This is a genomic window from Bradyrhizobium sp. LTSP849 (assembly GCF_000938255.1).
GTDB lineage: Bacteria > Pseudomonadota > Alphaproteobacteria > Rhizobiales > Xanthobacteraceae > Bradyrhizobium.
Genome location: NZ_JYMR01000004.1, coordinates 245,930 through 266,698 on the forward strand (window position 1 = coordinate 245,930; position 20,769 = coordinate 266,698).

At 63.4% G+C, this 20,769-nt stretch carries 21 protein-coding genes; 12 read left to right on the forward strand and 9 right to left on the reverse strand.

The annotated features are described in order from the left end of the window. Nucleotides 1-49 precede the first annotated feature (49 nt). Nucleotides 50-1,594 (forward strand): cation:proton antiporter, encoded by a 1,545-nt coding sequence (locus tag UB31_RS03480; protein ID WP_045009817.1) that lies wholly within the window; start codon nt 50-52, stop codon nt 1,592-1,594. A gap of 137 nt (nt 1,595-1,731) precedes the next feature. On the opposite strand, the gene UB31_RS03485 is transcribed toward UB31_RS03480, so the two are convergent. Together UB31_RS03485 and UB31_RS03490 are read right to left on the reverse strand one after the other, a co-directional pair. Next, a complete protein-coding gene (locus UB31_RS03485; protein WP_045002390.1) occupies nt 1,732-2,538 on the reverse strand; it encodes an SDR family NAD(P)-dependent oxidoreductase in 807 nt (268 codons plus the stop codon). Between the two features lie 114 nt (nt 2,539-2,652). Further along, nucleotides 2,653-3,132 (reverse strand): hypothetical protein, encoded by a 480-nt coding sequence (locus tag UB31_RS03490; RefSeq protein WP_045002389.1) that lies wholly within the window; start codon nt 3,130-3,132, stop codon nt 2,653-2,655. A 198-nt stretch (nt 3,133-3,330) separates the two neighbouring features. Between UB31_RS03490 and UB31_RS03495 the strand changes: the two genes are divergently transcribed. Beyond that, nucleotides 3,331-3,633 (forward strand): hypothetical protein, encoded by a 303-nt coding sequence (locus UB31_RS03495; RefSeq protein WP_045009985.1) that lies wholly within the window; start codon nt 3,331-3,333, stop codon nt 3,631-3,633. A gap of 173 nt (nt 3,634-3,806) precedes the next feature. Here the strand turns inward: UB31_RS03495 and UB31_RS03500 are convergent, their stop codons facing one another. Together UB31_RS03500 and UB31_RS03505 are read right to left on the reverse strand one after the other, a co-directional pair. Beyond that, nucleotides 3,807-5,027 carry a hypothetical protein gene (locus tag UB31_RS03500; protein WP_045009818.1) on the reverse strand — a complete coding sequence of 407 codons (1,221 nt, stop codon included), beginning with the start codon at nt 5,025-5,027 and terminating at the stop codon, nt 3,807-3,809. A 56-nt stretch (nt 5,028-5,083) separates the two neighbouring features. Further along, on the reverse strand, nt 5,084-5,710 hold the full coding sequence (locus tag UB31_RS03505) for an NUDIX hydrolase (RefSeq protein WP_045009819.1): 627 nt from the start codon (nt 5,708-5,710) through the stop codon (nt 5,084-5,086). Between the two features lie 70 nt (nt 5,711-5,780). On the opposite strand from UB31_RS03505, the gene UB31_RS03510 reads away from it, so the two are divergent. From UB31_RS03510 to UB31_RS03535, 6 genes are all read left to right on the forward strand, one after another. Beyond that, entirely contained in the window at nt 5,781-6,206 is a 426-nt protein-coding gene (locus tag UB31_RS03510) for a PaaI family thioesterase (RefSeq protein ID WP_045002604.1), read from the forward strand. 306 nt (nt 6,207-6,512) lie between these two features. Next, a complete protein-coding gene (locus UB31_RS03515; RefSeq protein WP_045009820.1) occupies nt 6,513-7,535 on the forward strand; it encodes an aldo/keto reductase in 1,023 nt (340 codons plus the stop codon). Between the two features lie 15 nt (nt 7,536-7,550). Further along, nucleotides 7,551-8,864 carry a tetratricopeptide repeat protein gene (locus UB31_RS03520; RefSeq protein WP_045009821.1) on the forward strand — a complete coding sequence of 438 codons (1,314 nt, stop codon included), beginning with the start codon at nt 7,551-7,553 and terminating at the stop codon, nt 8,862-8,864. A gap of 201 nt (nt 8,865-9,065) precedes the next feature. After that, nucleotides 9,066-9,644 (forward strand): hypothetical protein, encoded by a 579-nt coding sequence (locus UB31_RS03525; protein WP_045009822.1) that lies wholly within the window; start codon nt 9,066-9,068, stop codon nt 9,642-9,644. Between the two features lie 137 nt (nt 9,645-9,781). After that, nucleotides 9,782-10,357 (forward strand): cysteine hydrolase family protein, encoded by a 576-nt coding sequence (locus UB31_RS03530; protein WP_045009823.1) that lies wholly within the window; start codon nt 9,782-9,784, stop codon nt 10,355-10,357. A gap of 110 nt (nt 10,358-10,467) precedes the next feature. Beyond that, nucleotides 10,468-10,749 carry a hypothetical protein gene (locus UB31_RS03535; protein WP_045002383.1) on the forward strand — a complete coding sequence of 94 codons (282 nt, stop codon included), beginning with the start codon at nt 10,468-10,470 and terminating at the stop codon, nt 10,747-10,749. Nucleotides 10,750-10,797: 48 nt separating this feature from the next. Here UB31_RS03535 and UB31_RS03540 read toward each other — a convergent pair whose 3' ends face one another. From UB31_RS03540 to UB31_RS03555, 4 genes are all read right to left on the reverse strand, one after another. After that, nucleotides 10,798-12,060, reverse strand: a complete 1,263-nt coding sequence (locus UB31_RS03540; RefSeq protein WP_045009824.1) for a flavin monoamine oxidase family protein — start codon at nt 12,058-12,060, stop codon at nt 10,798-10,800. Between the two features lie 8 nt (nt 12,061-12,068). Next, nucleotides 12,069-12,773, reverse strand: a complete 705-nt coding sequence (locus tag UB31_RS03545) for a RibD family protein (protein WP_045009825.1) — start codon at nt 12,771-12,773, stop codon at nt 12,069-12,071. A gap of 36 nt (nt 12,774-12,809) precedes the next feature. Beyond that, entirely contained in the window at nt 12,810-13,481 is a 672-nt protein-coding gene (locus UB31_RS03550; RefSeq protein ID WP_045009826.1) for an FABP family protein, read from the reverse strand. Between the two features lie 163 nt (nt 13,482-13,644). Next, nucleotides 13,645-14,379 carry a hypothetical protein gene (locus tag UB31_RS03555; protein WP_245305941.1) on the reverse strand — a complete coding sequence of 245 codons (735 nt, stop codon included), beginning with the start codon at nt 14,377-14,379 and terminating at the stop codon, nt 13,645-13,647. A 149-nt stretch (nt 14,380-14,528) separates the two neighbouring features. Here UB31_RS03555 and UB31_RS03565 point away from each other — a divergent pair, with 149 nt between their 5' ends. From UB31_RS03565 to UB31_RS42460, 4 genes are all read left to right on the forward strand, one after another. Further along, complete coding sequence (locus tag UB31_RS03565) at nt 14,529-15,671, forward strand: helix-turn-helix transcriptional regulator (protein ID WP_045009828.1); 1,143 nt, start codon at nt 14,529-14,531, stop codon at nt 15,669-15,671. 428 nt (nt 15,672-16,099) lie between these two features. Beyond that, nucleotides 16,100-16,693 carry a DUF6088 family protein gene (locus UB31_RS03570; protein WP_045002601.1) on the forward strand — a complete coding sequence of 198 codons (594 nt, stop codon included), beginning with the start codon at nt 16,100-16,102 and terminating at the stop codon, nt 16,691-16,693. Continuing rightward, a complete protein-coding gene (locus tag UB31_RS03575; RefSeq protein WP_045002378.1) occupies nt 16,686-17,741 on the forward strand; it encodes a nucleotidyl transferase AbiEii/AbiGii toxin family protein in 1,056 nt (351 codons plus the stop codon). The genes UB31_RS03570 and UB31_RS03575 overlap by 8 nt, the downstream gene beginning before the upstream one ends. Nucleotides 17,742-17,897: 156 nt before the next feature. Further along, nucleotides 17,898-20,303, forward strand: a complete 2,406-nt coding sequence (locus UB31_RS42460; RefSeq protein ID WP_045009987.1) for a TOTE conflict system archaeo-eukaryotic primase domain-containing protein — start codon at nt 17,898-17,900, stop codon at nt 20,301-20,303. A 231-nt stretch (nt 20,304-20,534) separates the two neighbouring features. Here the strand turns inward: UB31_RS42460 and UB31_RS42795 are convergent, their stop codons facing one another. Then, nucleotides 20,535-20,666: a hypothetical protein gene (locus UB31_RS42795; protein ID WP_283806020.1), complete on the reverse strand. Its 132-nt coding sequence runs from the start codon at nt 20,664-20,666 to the stop codon at nt 20,535-20,537. Between the last annotated feature and the right edge of the window lie 103 nt (nt 20,667-20,769).

Sequence of the window (20,769 nt, forward strand, 5' to 3'; positions counted from 1 at the left end):
GATTGATGCTAGCCTATGGCATCGCTCAAATCTTGTTTCGGGGATCGTGGTGTCGACATTCGAATGGATCATCGCGCTTCTGCTCGGCGCCGTTGCATTATCGGCGCTGGGGCGGCGGATCAAGGTCCCCTACCCGACCTTTCTCGCCGTCGGCGGCGTGCTGATCGCCTTTGTACCGAACAGCCCGTCCTGGGCGCTGGAGCCCGACCTGGCGCTGGCGCTTTTTGTCGCACCGGTGCTGATGGATGCCGCCTTCGATACCTCGCTGCGCGATCTCCGCAACAATTGGGTTCCAGTCTCGACCCTGGTCGTGGCCGCGGTCGGGCTGACCACGGTCGGCGTCGCCTTCGTCGCGCACCGGCTGATCCCGGACATGCCCTGGGCTGCCGCGGTGGCGCTTGGCGCAATCGTGGCGCCGCCGGATGCGGCAGCCGCGGTCGCGATCCTGAGCCAGGTGAAGCTACCCTACCGCATGGTGAAGGTGTTGGAGGGCGAAAGCCTGCTCAATGATGCCAGCGCACTGCTGATCTATCGCATCGCGGTCGGCGCGGTTGCGATGGAGCATCTGAAATGGAGCGAGGTCGCGCCGACGATCGCGCTGGGATTGGTCGGCAGCGTCATCGCCGGACTTCTTGCCGCACGCATCATCCCCCTGCTTCTGGAGCGCGTGACGGAGGTGCCGAGCGCGATCATCGTGCAATTCGCCACCACCTTCATGATCTGGATTGCCGCCGAGCATCTCGGCCTCTCCGGCATCCTCACCATCGTGATCTACGCCATCGCCATCGCGCAAACGGCCCCGGCCCGCATGCCGGCGCGGCTGCGGGTACCGTCCTATGCGGTGTGGGAGACGACGGTGTTCGTGCTCAACGTGCTCGCCTTCATGCTGATCGGCATGCAGATGCGGCCGATTTGGGCGCGGCTCGATGAGGACGTGCGCTGGGAATATTGCGTGGCGGCGGGCTGGATCCTGCTCACGGTGATCCTGGTCCGGCTGGCCTGGATCACGTTCTACCGCACCACGCTGCGCGTGCTGATTGCGCACGGAATCTATCATCCCAAGGATCCGAAGCAGGTGGCCTCGCCGAAGGGCGGCCTCATCATCTCCTGGTGCGGCATGCGCGGCCTGGTCACGCTCGCCACCGCTTTTGCGTTGCCGGAGGGTTTTCCGTATCGCGATTTCATCCTGTTCAGCGCGTTCGCGGTCGTGCTGGGCACGCTGGTCGTGCAGGGCCTGACGCTGCGGCCGCTGATCCTCGCGTTCGGCCTCAAGGACGACGATCCCGTCGGCGCCGAGGTCGCGCGCGCCCGTGCGGTCGCCTATCGCGCGGCGCTCGATGCGATCGAGGACGATCCGTCGGAAGAGGCGGAAATCCTGCGGCTCGAATATCGCGCCGTCCTGATGCGGGCCGACGACGATCCCAACGGCGGCATTACCAACGGCGAACTGCCCGCCGATCCCCTGCGCCGCCGCGCCATCGAGGCCGCACGAAAATCGATCTTCAGCCTCCGCGCCACCGAGGTGATCGGCGACGACGCGTTCCATCGCGTCGAGGAAGAGCTGGATCGGGCGGAGCTGAGTGCGGGGGGATGAGTATGTCGTCCCGGCGAAGGCCGGGACCCATACCGCGTGATCCATCGATTGCGGAAAGTAGGCGTACCGAGCGACCAGTCTTCGCCAAACCTTATCCTGTGGTTATGGGTCCCGGCCTTCGCCGGGACGACAGTAAACTACGCCCCCGCCTTGCACGTGATCCCGCCGTCGACCACGAGCTCGATCCCCGTCACATATTTCGATTCGTCAGACGCCAGAAAGAGCGCGGCATTCGCGACGTCCCAGCCGTCGCCCATGTGGCCCATCGGCACTTGAGCGTCACGCGCGCGCCACATCGCTTCGACATCGCCCTTGGCGTAGCTCGCCGCGAGGCCAGCGGAATGTTCGACCATCGGCGTTTTCATCAGGCCGGGCAGGATCGCGTTCACCCGCACATGGTGGCGCGCGAACTCGATCGCGGTGGTGCGCGTCATCTGGTTCATCGCGGCCTTCGAGGTGCCGTAGGTGACGTAGGAGATACCCATGTGGCGGATCGAAGCGATCGAAGAGATGTTGATGATCGAGCCGCCGCCCTGCTTCACCATCACGGGAATAACGTGCTTCATGGCGAAATAAGCGCTCTTGAGGTTGACGCTGAAGACGCGGTCCCAGCTTTCCTCGGTCACCTCGACCACGCTGCCCATCTCGGCGATGCCGACATTGTTGTCGAGCACGTCGATGCGGCCGTAAGCTTTCAGGCACGCCGCGACCATCGCCTCCACCTCGGCTGCGCGCGACACGTCGGCCGTGAACGCGCTCGCCTTCCCGCCCTCACCCGTGATGATCTTCACCGTTTCCTCGGCCGCCGCGCCATTGCGATCGACGCAAAACACCTGCGCGCCCTCGCGCGCGAACGTCACCGCGGTCGCCTTTCCGTTACCCCAGCCCGGGCCGATCGAGCCGGCGCCCACCACCATCGCAACCTTGCCCTTGAGCCGGTCCATCGCGCGGTTCTCCCTTGTTGTTTTTTCTTTGTAGCCCGGATGGAGCGAAGCGTAATCCGGGATCACTGTCCCCGGATTGCGCTGCGCTCCATCCGGGCTACGCGCGCGCTTCCCTTACTGAAACGTCATGTCCAGGCACTTGGAGATGTCGGAACCGAGGCCAGAGGAGATGATGATGCAGCCGCGCACCTTCTGCGCGTTGACGTCGGCGGCCCACACCGAGTAGCCGCCGGGACCGAAGAACGAATTGGTGTTCGGCGGCTCGGTCTCGGTCGCGTCGAAATCATAATGTCCGTCGGTCTCGAATATCCGCGGCTTCTTGGTACAGCCGCCATCGGTCTGGACGTTGATGACTTCCTTGTTGTCGCGGGTCAGCGCCAGGGAGACCTGGCAGCGGAAATATTCCGAAGTCTTGGTATTGAAGAGATAAGTGTAGGATTTGCAAGTCGCGGTGTTGAGCTTGCCGGGGGCAAGGCCGCGGCTGCATGAAATCCGCTGGTTGTGGCTGAGCTGGTAATCATCGGCCCGAGCGGCCGGCGCCAGCGCCGTCAGCGACAACGCAGCAGCCCAGCAAATTTTAATGACATGGCGCATTCGAATCATCCCCACCAATATCTTTGTCGAGTTGCGTTCTAGACTGAAAGCGGAACATAGTCGCGAGGGGACGAAGGGAAAATCACAAACTGCTGGGCAAGACGTGATGCGCCGCAATGCGGCTTCTCGGATTGACCCGGAAACACTGTTCGTGATTTGTTCAAGCAGGGTACCCCAATGGCGGGGGAGGATGGGATGATGGCATTTTCAACGAAGACATTTGCAATCGCAGCCGTGCTGGGTGCTTTCGCCGCACCCGCAGTCGCGCAAACCGCGGCGACGCCGTGGGAGCTCAACCCCGACACGGGCTATGCCTATGACAAGGAAGGCAAGACCTTCTCCTACAAGATGGGCACCAGCAATGCCGGCGAGCTCCTGAAGGGTGCCAAGAAGGTGCCGAAGGGCACGCTGTTCTTCATCGGCCAGAACGGCCAGCTCTACATGCGCAGCGGCCCGTATCTGGAGGGCGACGGCAAGTTCAAGTTCGGGTCGAATCAGTAGGGGCGGCGAAGGCGCCGCATACTCAATGTCGTCCCGGCGAAGGCCGGGACCCATACCCCCAGGGAGGGGTTTGGCGACGACTCTGAGTTAGAAAGCCTGTCCGCGGTACACACGCCGCGCCCCACCGATAGATCACGCGGTATGGGTCCCGGCCTTCGCCGGGACGACAGCTTTTAAAACGCCGCCGCCAACTCCCGCGCCCCACCATTGTTACTGTTGCTATCCATCCGCGCATCCGTGATCGCCAGCAGCTTCGCCACCGTGTTGTGGCGGATCGCGACCGGGTTGCGCTCGTAGCCGCCGCGCTGGAAGAAGTTCGAGGTCGGCACCTGCTCGCGCATCGCCTGCGGCATCGTCACCATGTCGAGGCCGGTGCCGTCGCCGGTGAGGTTCATCATCTCGAGCTCGGCTGCGCTCAGCGGACGGGTGTAGCCTTTGGCGCGGGCGAACAGCACCGAGGTCAGGAGCTTGTGGGTTTGCAGCATCGGCCCGACATCGATGTCGAGCACCATGGCATGCATCGCCCAGCCCTGCGCGGTGTCGCCGATCTTCTCATGCTCCGACCAGGTGTCCGGCACCGACTTGGCATGCGCCACCATGCGCTTCAGCACAGAGAGCTTGTATTCCAGCGACTTCCGCGCCGGGCCTGAGGTCTGCGCGACTTTCTCACTCAGCGCACGGATGAATTCGTGGCCCTGCTCAGCCAGCAGCTCGACGCTGTTGGTGGTCAGCAACTGGTTATAACCCATCGCGGTCGAGATCGCGCGCTTGCCGCCATGTTCAATTCCTGCTTGCACGTCGTAATTGCCGGTGCCGCCGGTCTCGAACGAATAGACCCGCACCGCCTGTTCGCGCGTCAGCCCTGACGCCAGCGCGTAACGCGCATAGACACGCTTGAACTCGGCCTCGGTCGCTGGCCGCTGCGGCGTGAACTGATAGAGGTCCTGCGCCGCGCGCAGGAGATCGGCGACCACGGGAAGCGGCTTGCGGGCGGGGCGCTCCGGCGTTTCCTCCGGCTCCGGATTCACTGGCCGCTTCGGCCCGTTATAGAGCGGCGCCTGCTCCAGCACGTAATCGTCGAGCGTGATCTGCTGCCCGCTGCGCCGCTTGGCGTTGCGGCCGCGCCGCTTCTCCGAGATCTGGCTCCAATAGGCGCCGGCCTGGGCATCGAAGGCGCCGCGGATTTCCTGATACTCTTGCAGCTTGCGGCGATATTCGAGCACGGCCGGCGACGCGCCGCCGCCTTGCGCAAAAAATTGCGACAAGAGCTGAGCGTTGGCATTGCTGACGGCGGGCGGCAGCGCGTCGGCATCGCCGCCACGTGCGGCGGGCGCGAGCAGGACGAGCGCGAGTGGAACCAGCCTCAGGGCATTTCGAATCGGGTGATGATGCATGGCGCCCTCTTAGCAAGCATCCGGTAACCGTCACGTTAACGTGCCGTTTACCATCGTCACTTCCAGGCGAACACCGGCTGTTCCAGTTCCCGCACTCGGGTCTGCCGTCCCGCCAGCACCTCGCGGAACTGATAAATCAAGGCCGCAGTCGGCGCGTGGATCAGGCTGGCCTGATGATGGAAGCGGATCACGCGTCGCGCGCTTTCGGGGATCGCGACGAAATCGAAAGCCGCTTCGCGCTCGATGGTCGCAAGCGAGATGCGATGGACCGATGCGACCTCATCAGGGTTCGGAACGATCGCGGCACTGTCGGCGGCCCAGACCACCACCGGCGTGATCAGATAACCCGAGCGCGTCGGATAATCGTCGAGTTGGCCGAGCACCTCGCCACTGCCGAGCTTGAGGCCAAGCTCCTCGTCAAGTTCGCGCAGTGCCGCTTCGACCGGCGTCTCGCCGGCGTCGCAGCGTCCGCCCGGCAAAGCCCATTGACCGCGATGGGCGCGCAGGTGTGATGCGCGCAGCGTGAGCAGGAGCGCGGTGTCATCGCCCTCCCCCGTCGCGGTCAGCGCGATCGCCACCGCCGCACGCTTCAATGCTGACGGCTCGGTCGCATCAGGCAGCCGCGCGAATGCCGCGCAGGCCTCTGCGATATTCCGTCTGGTGGCATCGTCGAAAGATCTCATGATGCTTGACTACACCAGGACCGCATCTGATGAAACGAGGAGAGATGCGCCAGCAAGGATGGACCGGGAGATGATCGACAAGACCGCCGCAAAGCTTAAATCAGACGGCTGGACCATCCTCGAGACCACCGGCTTCATGCACCTGATCGGCCCGCTCTGGGAGCGCAAGGTCGACGGCCACTACGAATTCGCGCTTGCCACCGAGGACAAGCACCACAACCGCCGCGGCATGGTCCAGGGCGGCGTGATGATGACATTTGCCGACCGCACCTGCGGCATGACCGCCCGCTATGTCTCGGGCAAGGAATTCATGGCCACCGTGCAGCTCGACACCCATTTCGTCGAGGCCGGCCAGATCGGCGACCTCCTGATCTCCCGCCCCCGCGTGGTGCGCGCGACGCGCAGCCTGATTTTCATGAGCACCGAGGTGACAGTGGACGGCCGTTGCTTGGTGATGGCGAATGGCGTGTTCAAGATCTTGAAGGGGCCGGGGTAGCGAGACGTAGTCAGGCTACCACCGCCGCCAACGACACCCACCGCTGTCATTCCCCGCGAAGGCGGGGAATCCAGTACGCCGCAGCTTCTCCGCTCAATCACTAGCGTCTCGGCGTACTGGATCGCCCGCCTTCGCGGGCGATGACACCGAGTGTGGGGTATGCGCGTCCCCCCAACCTCGTCATTGCGAGCGCAGCGAAGCAATCCAGACTATCTCCGCGGACGCATCTCTGGATTGCTTCGCTGCGCTCGCAATGACGGAACTGGGGCGCTATGCTGACACCAACGAACGCATCGAGGATAGCCCATGCAATACCGCCAACTCGGCCGCTCTGGCCTCAAGGTCTCGCCGATCTGTCTCGGCACCATGATGTTCGGCGGGCCGACGGATGAGGCCGCCTCACAGCGCATCATCGCGAAGGCACATGAGGCCGGTATCAATTTCATCGACACGGCGGACGCCTATTCAAAGGGCGGCTCCGAGGAGGTCGTCGGCCGCGCCATCGGCAACAACCGTCACGCCTGGGTGCTCGCCACAAAACTCGCCAACCCCATGAACACAGGTATGGGCGACGATCCCAATCGTGTCGGGCTGTCGCGGCGCTGGGTATTGCAGGCGGCTGACGAGAGCCTGAAGCGGCTCGGCACCGACCACATCGACATCTACTATCTGCACAAGGAAGACCATGCGACGCCGCTGGAGGAGACGGTGCGCGCGATGGGCGATTTGATCCGCGCCGGCAAAATCCGCTATTTCGGTGTCTCCAATTATCGCGCCTGGCGCGTCGCCGAGATCTGCAACATCTGCGACCGGCTCGGCATCGACCGCCCCGTAGCGAGCCAGCCCTATTACAACGCGATGAACCGCATGCCCGAGGTCGAGCACTTTCCGGCCTGCGGCTATTATGGCCTCGGCATCGTCGCCTATAGCCCGCTGGCGCGCGGCGTGCTCACCGGCAAATACAAGCCCGACGCCGCTCCGGACAAGGAGACGCGCGCAGGCCGCAACGACACCCGCATGATGCAGACCGAATGGCGGCCGGAATCGCTGAAGCTCGCGCAGGAGATCAAGAGCCACGCCGAGACGAAAGGCATCACCGCCGGCCAGCTCTCGGTCGCCTGGGTGCTGAACTCAGCCTTTGTCTCTTCGGTGATCGCCGGTCCCCGCACGGAAGAACAATGGGACGACTACATCCACGCGCTCGACTATCGCTTCACTGCCGAGGACGAGGCGCTGATCGACCGCCTGGTGACGCCGGGCCATCCGTCGACGCCGGGCTACAACGACCCGGCCTATCCGATCGAAGGACGCCGCGCGCGAACGGCGTGAGAGCGGGAGCCGACAATGGCGATTGAAGACCGCTGCGGGCTACCGCTGTCCACCTCTTCGCATGAAGCGGCTGGCGCCTATCGCGAGGGCGTCGACCTCATCCTCGCGGGCTGGACTGGCGCGGCGGAGGCGCTGGAGCGTGCTATCGCGGCCGATCCGGATTTCGCGCTGGCCCATATCGCACGGGCGCGGCTGCATTCGTTCTATCAGCAGGGCGATCTCGCGCGCGCCAAGGCGGCGGTGGCGCGCGAACTTGTGGCGAAGCGCGGCGATCAACGCGAGCGCTCGCATGTCGAGACGCTGGCGCTCGCAATCGAGGGGCGGCTGCCCGAGGCACTGTCAGCGACGCTGAAACACATCGATACCTGGCCGCGCGATACGATCGTACTCTCGCTGCCGCTCGGCGCGTTCGGCCTGTTCGCCTTCTCCGGCATGGCCGATCACGGCCAGGCGCGGCAGGATCTGTGCGAGCGCGTCGCGCACCATTACGGCGAGGACTGGTGGTTCCTCACGCTGTACGGCTGGGCGATGACCGAGAACGGCAACGTCACGCGCGGCCGCGCTGTCACCGAGCGCGGCTTCGGCCTGCGGCGGCAGAACGCCCATGCCGCGCACGCGGTGCTGCATGCGATGTTCGAGGACGGCTCGATCGACGAGGCCGACCGTCTCGTCGACGATTGGATTCCCTCCTACGACCGCGCCGGGATCTTGCACGGCCATATCCTCTGGCACCAGGCGCTCGGCGCGCTCGAACATGGCGATGCGGCGCGGGCGCTCGCGATCTACGCCGACGTGCTCCAGCCTTCCGCCACGCTGGCGCCGCCGCTCAACGTCATCACCGACGGCGCCTCGCTGTTGTGGCGCCTGTCGGCTTATGGCCATGCTGTGCCGAAGCCGCTCTGGCTTGAGGCCGATGCCACCGCGCAAAAACTGTTTCCGAAATCGAGCCTGCCTTTTGCGGACGTCCACATGGCGCTGTTTGCCGCTGCGACGCAAAATCGCGAGGCGCTCGCCGCGCGTCTTGCGGTGATCGAGCAGCGGCTCACTGAGGGCAAGCTGTCGGCCGGCCCCGTGGTGCCGGCGATCTGCCGCGCGCTGGCGGCTTTTGCGGACGAGGATTATGCCGCTTGCGTGCGAGAGTTGGCGCCGGTCCTCACCGATGTTGTGCGCATCGGCGGCAGCCATGCCCAGCGCGAGCTGATCGAGGACACTTTCCTTGTCGCTCTGATGCGCAGCGGCGAACTGCCCCGCGCCCGCGCCCTGCTCGACGCCCGCCTGCACCGCCGCCCGTCCATGCGCGATACGCGCTGGCAGGCAGCAATGGGCTAGCTCTGCCACGAAAAAAACACCGGCCTGGCGGCAAGTGCCTGTTGGGACGGGATGGGCGATTTGAGCGAATCGCCGATGGGTGGCGCGGTGGTATTCCAGACGGGTTTGGCAGCACAAACGGGATCGCAACCAATTTGCGGTTCGATGGTTATTGGACGGAACTTTCCCGCTTCCGTGGTCCCCTGGCATACGAGCCTCGCGATGCGCCTCTGCCGACCGGTCCTCGCTGCAACCCTGACCCTCCTCGCAAGTCCTTGTTTTGCCGAGTCTTCCACCGCAATCCCGGTGAACAATCCGCCCGCTCAGCAGAACTCCTTCGTCGACCTGCTGGCGCTGATGTCCGGCCATTGCAAGACGCTGAAGGTCGCCGGGCGCACCTTCGCCTGCAAGACGGTGGCCTACGCCCATGGCGACGGGGGCCGGGTCAATTTCGCCGTCGCCGTCGACGACCCCAGCGACGAGAACCACGTGGTGTCGTTCTCCGGCGAGAACGGCAAGCGGGCCGACGACAATTCCTACGAGCTGCCGATCGACCGCATGCTGCTCAACTCCAAGGACCGGCCGAAGGTTGACGGCTTGCCGGTACCGGCCGAGCAGACTTCCACTGGCACCTGCCGCCAGACCGGCAATTTCGCCGCCAAGAAGGTGAACGACGTCACCTGCTCCGCGACCGACAGCGAAGGCCGCAAATACGAGCTGCTGTTCGTCTCCGACGGCGCGCCGGTGAGCGTGCGCCGGATCAGGCAGTCGGCGCCGTCGATTCAGGATCCGTTCAAGTAGCGCCATCGCCCGCGCGAGACGGTCTCCCCATCTCGTCGTTGCGAGCGCAGCCGTCCTGAAACGAGGGAAATTCGGCGTTGCCCGCACTGGCCGGCGCCTCGCATACTCGGCTCGCCATAAGCCGGAATCCGTTCTCCATGCCCCACCCTCTCCCCGCCCTCATCGTCGTCGACGTCCAGCGCGCGTTCGACGAATGGGAGGCGGCCGGAAAACGGCGCAACAATCCGGATGCGGTGGCGCGCATCGCCGATCTGTTGAAGGCATTCAGGGCGAGCGGTGCGCCGATCTTCCACATCCGCCATGAGGGCACCAAGCCGAACTCGACGTTCCGCCCCGAGAACTCCGGCTACGCGGTCAAGGACGAGGCGCGCGAACAGGCCGGCGAGCCCGTGATCGTGAAGCGCGTCAACAGCGCCTTCATCGGCACCGACCTCGAAAGCCGCTTGCGCGCAGGCAACATCTCGACGCTCGTCATCTGCGGGGCCACCACCAATCATTGCGTCGAGACGACGGCGCGGATGGCCGGCAATCTCGGCTTCGACGCACGCCTCGTGCGCGACGCGACATGGACGTTCGACCGCGTCGGGCCCGATGGCGATACGCATTCGGCCGAGGCGATCCACGCGATGACGCTGTCGAATCTCAACGGCGAATTCGCCCGCATTGTGACCACGCATGACGTGATCGCCTCGCTCGCAGCACTGCGACAATAAACCTCAATACGCTTGAGCCATTTGCGTCTGCGTCGTTTCGACGCCCGCCATAGTCGGAACGCGGCGAACGCACATCTGTTGTCACTCGACTTATCAACTGGAGTGATGACATGAAGTATCTCTTTGTCGCGATGGCGATCGGCGCTGCGGCGCTGGCCGGCGGATCCGCGGCACACGCGGCCGGCAGCGGAAAGGCCAAGCCGAACGCGCAGACCCAATCGACCGACATCAGCGCGCAACACCGGCATCATCAGGGCCACCGCCAGCATCATCATTGGCGCCCTCATCACGGCCACTATCGTCCGTACTACCGGAGCTACGGCTATTATCCGCGGCCGCATCACGGCTATCATGGCGGCCGACCCTACGGCTACGGCGGCCATCGCTGGTAAACGGGCTGTCGTCGATGAACGAAAGGCCCGCGAGCACGCGGGCCTTTTTCATGCGCGCAAGATCGAGCCCGCCGTCTCCAGCCCGCTCGCGAGCGCGGCCTCGACCGTGCCCATGTCGCGGCCGCGATAGAGCGCTTCGCCGGAGAACAGCACCGGGCCATCGGCGCGCGCCAAAATCGTCTGCGCCTCGCGTGTCTGCGGCGTCGCCCAGGAATAGGCGCCGCGCGCATAGGGATCGTGCGCCCAGTTGATCGCCACGGCCGCCACGACATCGCGCGCGAGATCGTTGCGCGGCAAGCCGAACACAGCCGCAAGCGAGTCGATCCCGGCGTCGATCAGCGCTTGCGGATCGAGACCCGCCAGCTCCGCCGTCCGCGGGCCGCCAAACCAGCCGGTCAGCACGGGATCATCGGACGGACGCTGCGTCCACCACACCGGGATTGTCTCATCCGACAGCAGGAAGGTGAGATCCTCCGTCCGGTCATGCCACCATGGCTTCGTAAAACGCAGCAGGATCTTGATGACATTGCCGAAGCCGATATCGGAAGCGAGCGCGGCCTTCTCCCGCGCGCGTTTCGGCAACGCGATCTCAGGCAATAGCGGCAGCGGCACGGTGAGGATCACGCTGTCGCACGAGAGCGCCTCGTCACCGTCGCAGCGGACGGTCACAGTGCCGCCGCTCTCCTCGATCGCCGACACCACGCAACCGAGGCGAATCACAACGCCATGCTCGCGGCACTCCGCGACCAGAAATTCGATCAGCCCGCCATAGCCGCCGATGATGCGCCCCTGCGTGTGGAGCCCGCCATCCATCCACTCCTCGCGCAAGGCCAGCGTGGAGGCGCGCTCGGGCTCGGCCGCGTCGTAGCCCTCGACCATCCGCTCGATGGAATGCCGCATCCGCGCGTACGCGTCGCCCGCGAAATGGCGGCGCAGGAACTCGGCGACGGTGAGGTCGTCCTTCAAGTCCCTCAACGCGGCATGAAGCTCGGCCTCATGCGGATCGTCGCGGCTCTCCCGCGAGAGCTCTGTGCCGTCAAAGCTCCATTGCGAGCCTGCGATGGCTTGCATCGACAGCCTCGCTTCGCGCAACAGGCCGCGCGTGACCGGCGCCTCGCCATGAACGAACTCGGCGCCGCCATCGGCGGGATAGCCGAACTGCGAGACCGGCAACGGCTGGATGCGCCCGCCGCAACGGTCACGCGCCTCCAGGATCGTGACTCGTTTCCCAGCGCGCGCAAGCTCGCGGGCCGCCATCAGGCCGGCGGCGCCGGCGCCGGCAATGACGATGTGCTTTGACTTGTCCGACATGCAGCTAGCTATTGGCCCACCGCGTCGTTCTGGATCAAATAGCGCAGCAACAAAACACCGCCGCCGAGCGGCCGCGTGCTCTCCAGCGTCATCGCGGTCAGCGGCGCGCGCTGGTCGCTGTCGGCGTCCGTCGAATCGAACACGAAGGGAGCGCCTCGGGCGCCATCCACCGCGGGACTGAGGATCAGGTTGAATTCGTCGATCAGGCCGGCACGCAGGAACGCGCCATTGGCGACGCCGCCACCCTCCACCAGCAGGCGCTTCACGCCAAGCTCGCGATTGAGGATGTCGAGCGCAAGCGCCAGGTTGATTTCCGATTGGCCGGCGAAGATATAGGACACGCCCTCGCCGCGCAGGCCGGCAAGATGCGAATCCGGCACGCTCTCGGTCAGCACCACGACGATCGGATCGCCGCCGATGTCGGATCGGCCCCAGCCGATCTTGCCGTGCGCATCGAGCACGACGCCGTAGGTCTTCGCATCGCGCCGCACGAACCAGTTTTCGCGCGGAAGTTTCTCGCCCGACGTTGCGGGATAGGGCTTGCCCTTGGCGAACTCCGAGCCGGTGACTCGGCCGATCACCCAGGCATCGCCGCCGAGCTCGTCGTGGATCTTCTCGAACCAGTCGGCGCCCGCGCTCTTCGGACGCCAGCGGCTGGGATGCGTGCGGCCGTCCAGGCTGGAGTGCATCAGACAGATGACGTAGGGTTTCATGCAAATTCTCCGGGGCAAATTCTCCGGGGGCAAGTCTCAGGCCGCCGGCCCATTGTTCTCAGTATCCTTGGCGCGATCGTTCACGATCACCGCGAGCGGATTGAGCTTTGGCGGCGCGACGAGCTTGAGCGTGTTGCTGTCGTGATGATTGAACGGGGCGCCTCTCACGAAAAGCTCGGTCTGGATCAGATAGCTCCAGCTGCCATCATCATTGAAGGTGATGTCGCAGCGATAAGTGTCGGTGCGGAAGGCTTGTTCCAGGAAGTCGGTCGAGCAGATGCCGTAAGTCGTGTCGCCACGCTTCGCCGTGACGGAAATTTTCTTGTCATCCGGCTTGGCCTTGCCCGACGCGAGCAGCACCTGCCCGCGCGGGATCGCCAGCGTCTGCATGATCAGCCCGGTCGCGGGCTCCCACAGCCAGTAGCCGACCTGGTCGTGGAAGGTGATGTCCTCCTCGGGCGTGTTGATGTGAATGTGATAACGCAGCCCATAGAGCAGCTGCGGCCCATTGGCCTGCGGATCGATCGGGTCCATCCGGATATGCTCGATGAACACCCGCCGCTCCGGCCCCTCGGCCTTCGGATTGATGTCGATGCCCTTGTCCGCCTGCCAGACGCCGGCAAGACGGCGGAGCGGGCCGAGATTGGCAAGGCCGTCCGGCGAGACGTCCTCGGGCTCGGTGAAGATGTCGGCGGGAATGGGAAGCATGGCGGCCTCGTGGGGTTACTGAGGCCAGCCATATCACGAAGACCACTCGCCCGCATGAGCGAAGCGACATGCGGGATGGGCGCTGACCGCAACACCCGGATGTCGCCTTCGCTGATCCGGGCTTCGCTGGCTACGCGCGCCGCGTCAACAAGGCGGCCCTAAGTCAACGCCATCCCGCAGCCAACGCCACGCTGCTGCAATACGCCATGGTTTCGCCGGATCGCCAGCCGGTGACCCGCCCGGCCTCCTTGCACTCGTCGTAGCTTTTGTAATTGCCGACGTTGCGGCACGTGGCCGAGTACACGCCGCCCGTAGCGTTGCAGCCGACCCAGGGCTGATTGGCCGTCTTGAAACTCGATTGGCAACCGCCGACGCAGCTGCCGGTTTCGCGTTCGAGCTTGGCGAGCTTCACGGTATCCGACATCGGCGCGGTCGCCGTCGAAATTGATGACGACGTGCGGAAGCCTGTGCTGCGGGCTGCCAAATGATGCGCCGGCCTGGGCGGCCTCACCACCTGCTTCGGCGCATCGACCGTAACGCCGGGAAGGGTATCGGCACCGGCCAAGGGGGTCGGTTGAGACATTGCCGTGCCGCTCAGGCAGCACAGCAACAGTGCAATCGACGGGATAGCGACAGCGGGACGCGTAACGAAGTGCAACGACAACGTCATGGCCATGTCCTTCCAGATGCGGGGACGGTCAATTCCATCCCGGAGTCGAATTCTATCACGCGTCGATCGAAGCTGCATCGTCGAATCATGCAACTCATTGCAGCTCTGCCGCTGCGCCAATGGCGGCGCATCTGCCACAGTTTTAATCAGCCCCCGGGTGACCGGGAGCCGGATTTCCAGCAAAGGCGCGAACGGCTCGCCATGCGCGAAATCATCGGAGCCGCCCAAGACATCGTGTTCGGCGTTCCCGTTTGCGCTGCGGAATCGAGGTGCTAAAGACCAAGGCTAGCAGACTGTGACACCCACATCGGCGGATGACGCTGCTGCCACGGTGACGTTCAAGTGAAGCGAGTGACTACCAAGCGAGCAAATTCGGAATGCAGCAGGCTTCGGTCGAGAAGTTCTCAGATCTCATTGGCGCCATCTACGATTGTGTGATCACGCCTGAACGATGGACCGAGGTTTTGGATGAGATTTGCGCGGAGTTCGGCTTTGCCACCGGCGCGCTCTCGGTAACCAGCCTCACAAACATGAGCGCCCGCGTAAATGCGGTCTCCAGGAGCGACCTGGCCCAGATGGCTCACAACGGGATCGCGTATGGGGCCGACATCATCGAACTCTGGGGCGGCGTCGAGCGCATTCAGCAATACCCGCTCGGAGAACCGATCGTTCAATCCCAGGCCGTCCGGCAGGACATCATTTCCAACAATCGCTATTATCGCGAGTGGGCGATGCCCAAGGGCTTGTTCGACGCCGTCGCCGTCGGCCTCGTTCGCGACAGGATGATGGTTGGAAACGCGATCTTCAGTCAGCATCAGTCGGCCGGCCCGATCGGCGATGCGCAGCTCGACGGATTGCGCATTCTGGCACCTCACATCCGCCGCGCCGTGACGATCAGCAATCTGTTCGACATGAAGACGGTGGAAGCCGCGACATTCGCCGCGACCGTGGAGGCGCTGACGGTCGGAGTCGTCCTGGCGGACGAGGAGTCCAAGATCGTTCACGCCAACGCCGCGGCCACTGCCATGCTCGCAGCCGGTGATCCCATCGTGGATCGACAAGGCCGGATCGCCGTTCAATCCGCGGCGACCACCAGCACATTGCAATCGGCCATCGCGCAGGCCGCGAAGGACGAGGCGACGCTCGGCCAAAAAGGCATCGGCATCCCGATCCCCAGCGCCGGCGGTGACCCTCTCGTCATCCACGTTCTGCCGTTGCGACGCAGCCACATGCGATCCGGCCTGAACCAGAGAGCCGCCGCCGCTCTATTCGTGGCGTCCGCCTCCGGGCCGCCGCGCTTGCCTCACGATGCGCTCACCCAGCTCTATGACCTGACGCCGGCCGAGATTCGTATCTTCGAGCTGATTTGCGAAGGCGAGACGCGAGACGCGATCTCGTCGTTGCTCGGCGTTTCCCTCAGCACCGTGAAGAGCCACCTGTTTCATGTGTTCGAGAAGACGGGCTGTCGGCGCCAGGTCGATCTGGTGAGGCTGGCGAAGTCGTTGACGTTTCCGGTGTGAGTCGAGGACGGCCACGGTGCACTCAGTTCGGCGATTTTGCGGTCGATCAAGGTGACCTATTGGTTCGAGCGTGCATCGCGTGCGCTGTCACCGCAGTGACAAAACCCGGATGTCGCTACGCCCGCTCCGGCCATCGCTGTCTCGCGCAATTTTCTGGAAGAGGCCGCCGGGTGGCTGGAATGGCGCACCATTCAAAGTCGTATTGCGAACTTATACCATTGAAATATCGCTGTAATTTCTACTCCCAACTTGAGTGACCCTACGATCCCTTGGTAGATTTATTGAAGGTCTGCTCACCGGCAATGGTTTATTGCGCCATCGCGAAGTGAGCAGGCACCGCAGAATGTGATCGGCTCTTGTATGTCAGAAAAATATATAGTATTTTCTGACATATGAAACGCCCGCTCGCATCGGTCTCCGCCCGGATCATGAATCGTGCCCGCGCGGGCGGCCGCGGAGGCGTATTTACCCCCAACGACTTCCTGGACGTAGCCGGACGCGCCGCGGTCGATCAGGCGCTCTCCCGTCTGGTTAAGGGCAGCCAGCTGCGCCGCTTGACGCGTGGCCTGTACGATTTCCCCAAGGTACACCCGAAGCTCGGCGCGCTGTCGCCCACTCCCGACGACGTTGCGCAGGCGCTCGCCCGCGAGACCGGTTCGCGGGTGCAAATCGCCGGAGCCCGTGCGGTGAATGCCCTTGGCTTGTCCACCCAAGTTCCGGCCCAGAGCATCTATCTGACCGATGGTCCATCCCGGCGTGTCGTGCTGGGCAGGCGGGTCGTCGACCTGCGCCATGCTTCGCCCAAGCACCTGATCGCTCCGGGCAGCCCGGCTGGGACCGTTGTTCAGGCATTGCGGCATCTAGGTCCTGCACGAGCCACTGATGTCGTTCATGTCGCCGCTCGCCAATTGTCCGCCCGCGATAAGAAGACGCTCGCCACGAGTGTCTTCCAGGCGCCCGCGTGGATGCGGCCGACGCTGGTATCCATCGCAAACGCCATCTCCGGTGCAGTTGATGGATAAGGTCGCCCTGCTCGACGAGCCCGATCGCTCGGCCTTATTCGGCGAGACAGGTGCAGCACGCGGTGTTGCCAACACCATCATCGAGAAAGACTTTTGGGTCTGCTGGACCCTGAAACGTCTCTTCGAGCTGCAGAAGGAGGATACGCCAACCCTGATCTTCAAGGGCGGGACGTCCCTATCCAAGGCGTTTGGCGTGATCCGCCGCTTCTCCGAGGACATCGACCTGTCCTTTGACCGCGCTGGTCTCGGTTATACCGGCGAGCGAAATCCGGAAAGGGAAGGGATCAGCAAGAAGCAGGCAAGCAGGCTCATCGAGGAGCTCGTCAGCGACGTCGAAAAGCACATCGCAGAGAAACTGATGCCGGCCCTCCAGTCGGCGATACTTCAGCATCTTGGCGGGCCGACGCAGGGCGAGTGGTCACTGGAGATCGATGCGAATGATCCGCAGACAGTGAACTTTCACTACCCGACAGCGCTGTCCGAGGAGGAGTACGAAGGCATGGCCTACATCACTCCGCGGGTGAAGCTGGAGTTCGGTGCGCGTGGTGACCCGTGGCCGAGCGAGGAGAAGATCATCCGTCCCTATGCAGCGGATGAATACCCGGACTTCTTCGAGGACCCGGATTGCACCGTGACTGTACTATCCGCGCGGCGCACGTTTTGGGAGAAGGCTACGGCCCTACACGCAGAAGCCCACCGACCGAACGACTTGCCAACGCCGCAACATTTCTCACGGCACTACTACGACATCGCCATGCTCATCGACACCGAATACGGGAAGGCGGCAGCAGCCGACTTCAAGCTTCTCGAGCAGGTTGCTAAGCACAAGGCCGTATTTTTTCGCTCAGCCTGGGCGAACTATGACACGGCGAGGCCGGGGACGTTGCGGCTGATGCCGTCTGAGGCGCGCCTGAGGGATTTGCGCGCAGACTATCGCGACATGGCGCCGATGATGTTTGAAGATAAGCCATTGTCGTTCGACGATATCATCGCTCGCGTCCAAGAGCTGCAAGACACCATCAACGCGTCGCCATGGAGCGCTCCATGATGTCGCGTGCAGTTATGGACGAGCTGAAATTCTGCGTCGCAGAGTTCGAGCGCTTCACCCCTGAAGGCATTCGACTATAATCTCGATCTCGTGTCAGGAGACAGGAAGCGGAAATGCTCCGCTTATTTGCCCTAGAAATTGTACAGGGTAGCCACCGTGGACAGAGATGCGATCGAACAGGAACTCGTACGCATTCGGCAGCGTGTCACTGACCTCAAAGCCGAGCAAGCGGGTCTTGAAGCGAGGCTAGCCTCGCTGGAACAACTCTCGGCGATTGACCAGGTCGGGCGGCGTTCGTCCTTCGAGGGCGCGCCGGTCACCAATAATTCGCCAGCTTCCGACAAAATTACCCTGTTTCGTCGTCTATTCGCCGGTCGACCAGATATTGTTCCTGTGCGGTGGGAAAACCGCAAGACGGGTCGCGCGGGATATTCGCCGGCTTGCTCGAACGAATGGGCAAGGGGCATTTGCGGCAAGCCAAAGGTCAAATGCGGAGAATGCCCCCATCAGGCATTCATTCCTCCGTCGGACGAGATCATCGAAAGGCACCTTCGCGGCGGCGATGCGCGATCCAGTGATTTTATTGCCGGAGTGTACCCCTTGCTTTCCGATGAGACGTGCTGGTTCCTTGCCGCCGATTTTGACAAAGAGGCGTGGGCCGAGGATGCCAGAGCATTCTTGGAAACGTGCCGCGACAAGGGCATCGCTGCCGCTCTCGAACGATCTCGGTCGGGAAATGGTGGTCATGTCTGGGTATTCTTCTGCGAGCCGATCTCGGCGCGGACCGCGCGCCAGATGGGAGCAGCACTGATCACTGAGACTATGGAGAGGCGCCCAGAGATCGGCTTCTCCTCTTACGATCGATTCTTTCCCAACCAGGATACGATGCCGCTCGGCGGCTTCGGGAACCTGATCGCGTTGCCGTTGCAGAGACGAGCACGCGAAGTTGGCAACAGCGTCTTCGTCGACGAAGACCTAAATCCCTACGAAGATCAGTGGGCTTTTCTATCAACGCTCCCTCGAAATTCGGCAGACGCAGTTTTCGGGATCGTCGACGAGGCGGAGCGTTCGGGCCGCATCCTCGGCGTCCGGATGCCTGTAGAAGACGAGTTTGCCGACGAGCCATGGAAAATGCTCCCATCGCGCCGCACCGGGCCAGCGCAGATCGAGGCCCCCCTTCCGAAGACGATGAACATCGTGATTGCCGATCAGATTTACCTCGAAAAAGCAGAGCTTCCCCCAGCATTGGTCGCGCAGTTCGTCCGGCTGGCGGCATTCCAGAACCCGGAGTTCTATCGGGCTCAGGCCATGCGCTTGCCGACATTCGGGAGGCCCCGCGTCGTCTCGTGCGCCGAGTTTCATCCCCGGCACGTGGCTTTGCCGCGCGGCTGTCTCGACGAGATGACCGCGCTCGCCCGGAACCATGGGATCGAGTTGGTCCTGGAAGATCGTCGCGAACTCGGTCAGCCGCTGCCGACGCGACTATCGTTCCGCGGAGAACTGCTGCCGCCCCAACAGAGAGCCTTCGCGGATCTCGCTCTCCATGATCATGGTGTCCTCGCGGCCACGACAGCATTCGGCAAGACGGTCGTCGCCGCCGCGCTAATCGCACAGCGTGAGCGGAATACCCTTGTGCTGGTCCATCGCCGCGAGCTTCTCGATCAGTGGATGGAGCGTCTGCGCTCTTTTCTGGACATCGACTCGAAGCAAATCGGGATGATCGGTGCCGGTAAGCGCAAGCCGACCGGCGTCATCGATGTGGCGATCATCCAGAGTTTGGTCAGGAACGGCGAAGTGGACGATGTCGTTGCCGCATATGGACATCTGGTCGTCGATGAGTGCCATCACCTGTCCGCCGCTAGCTTCGAATTGGTTGCCAGGCGTACCAAGGCCCGCTTCGTTCTCGGGCTGTCCGCCACGGTTGCTCGGAAGGACGGGCATCATCCAATCATCTTCATGCAGTGCGGTCCGGTCCGGCACAAGGTCGACGCGCGAACCCAAGCGTCTGAGCGCGGCATCCGCCATCGGGTTCGCGACCGGACGACGAGGTTCGAGTTACCCCTGTCCCTGTCGTCGATGGAAAGACCTCCGATGCCGGAGGTCCGCAATGATCTCATCTTCGACGATGTTCTAGAAGCTCTCGAAAAAAAGCGATCGCCCATCGTTTTGACCGAACGGAAGGACCATCTCCTCTATCTGGAGAAACGCTTTTCCTCCTTCGTCAAGAATATCGCGGTCTTGCGCGGAGGACTATCGGCGGCTGAGCGAAAAAGCGCCGACGTGGCATTAGGCGTTCCCGAAGAGGAAGAACGCCTCATCCTGGCGACTGGCCGCTACATCGGAGAAGGCTTCGATGATGCACGGCTCGATACGCTGTTCCTGACGATGCCTATCTCCTGGAAGGGGACGTTGGCCCAGTATGTGGGACGGCTTCACCGACGATATGCTGGCAAGGCCGACGTTCTCGTCGTCGACTACGTGGATTCGGCAGTACCGGTTCTGGCTCGGATGGCTGCTAGGCGGCGGGCCGGATACCGCACGCTCGGCTACACGATCGATTAGCGATCCATTGAGGTCGATCGACGGACGCCGACCAGCCAGCACTCCACCGCGCGTTTCTCATTAAACCGGCGAGCATATACCCACTACGGTGACACTCAATTGAGCGATTTTGCGGCCTATCAAATCGGCCTATCGGTTCGAATGTGCATTGAGTGCACTGCACGGTAATGCTGATTGCCAGCGTGTGCGATTTGGCCGCCTTGAAACCAATCACACTCCGCCTCGCGCGCGTCACCCCGCCCTCGTACCCGTGATGGCAGCAAGCGCCTCGACGAGCCGGTCGAGATCAGCCTCCTCGGTGTAGAGCGCCGGCGTCACGCGGATGCATTGGCCCTTGGCGACGCCCGCCCGGCGAACCGTCAAGACCTTGTGGGTGTCCCACCACGGTGGCGTCGTTGTCGGCCTTGCTCGTCTTGCCGGCGAAGCGGAACGACGTGATCGCACCATACAGGCCGGCCTCATCCGG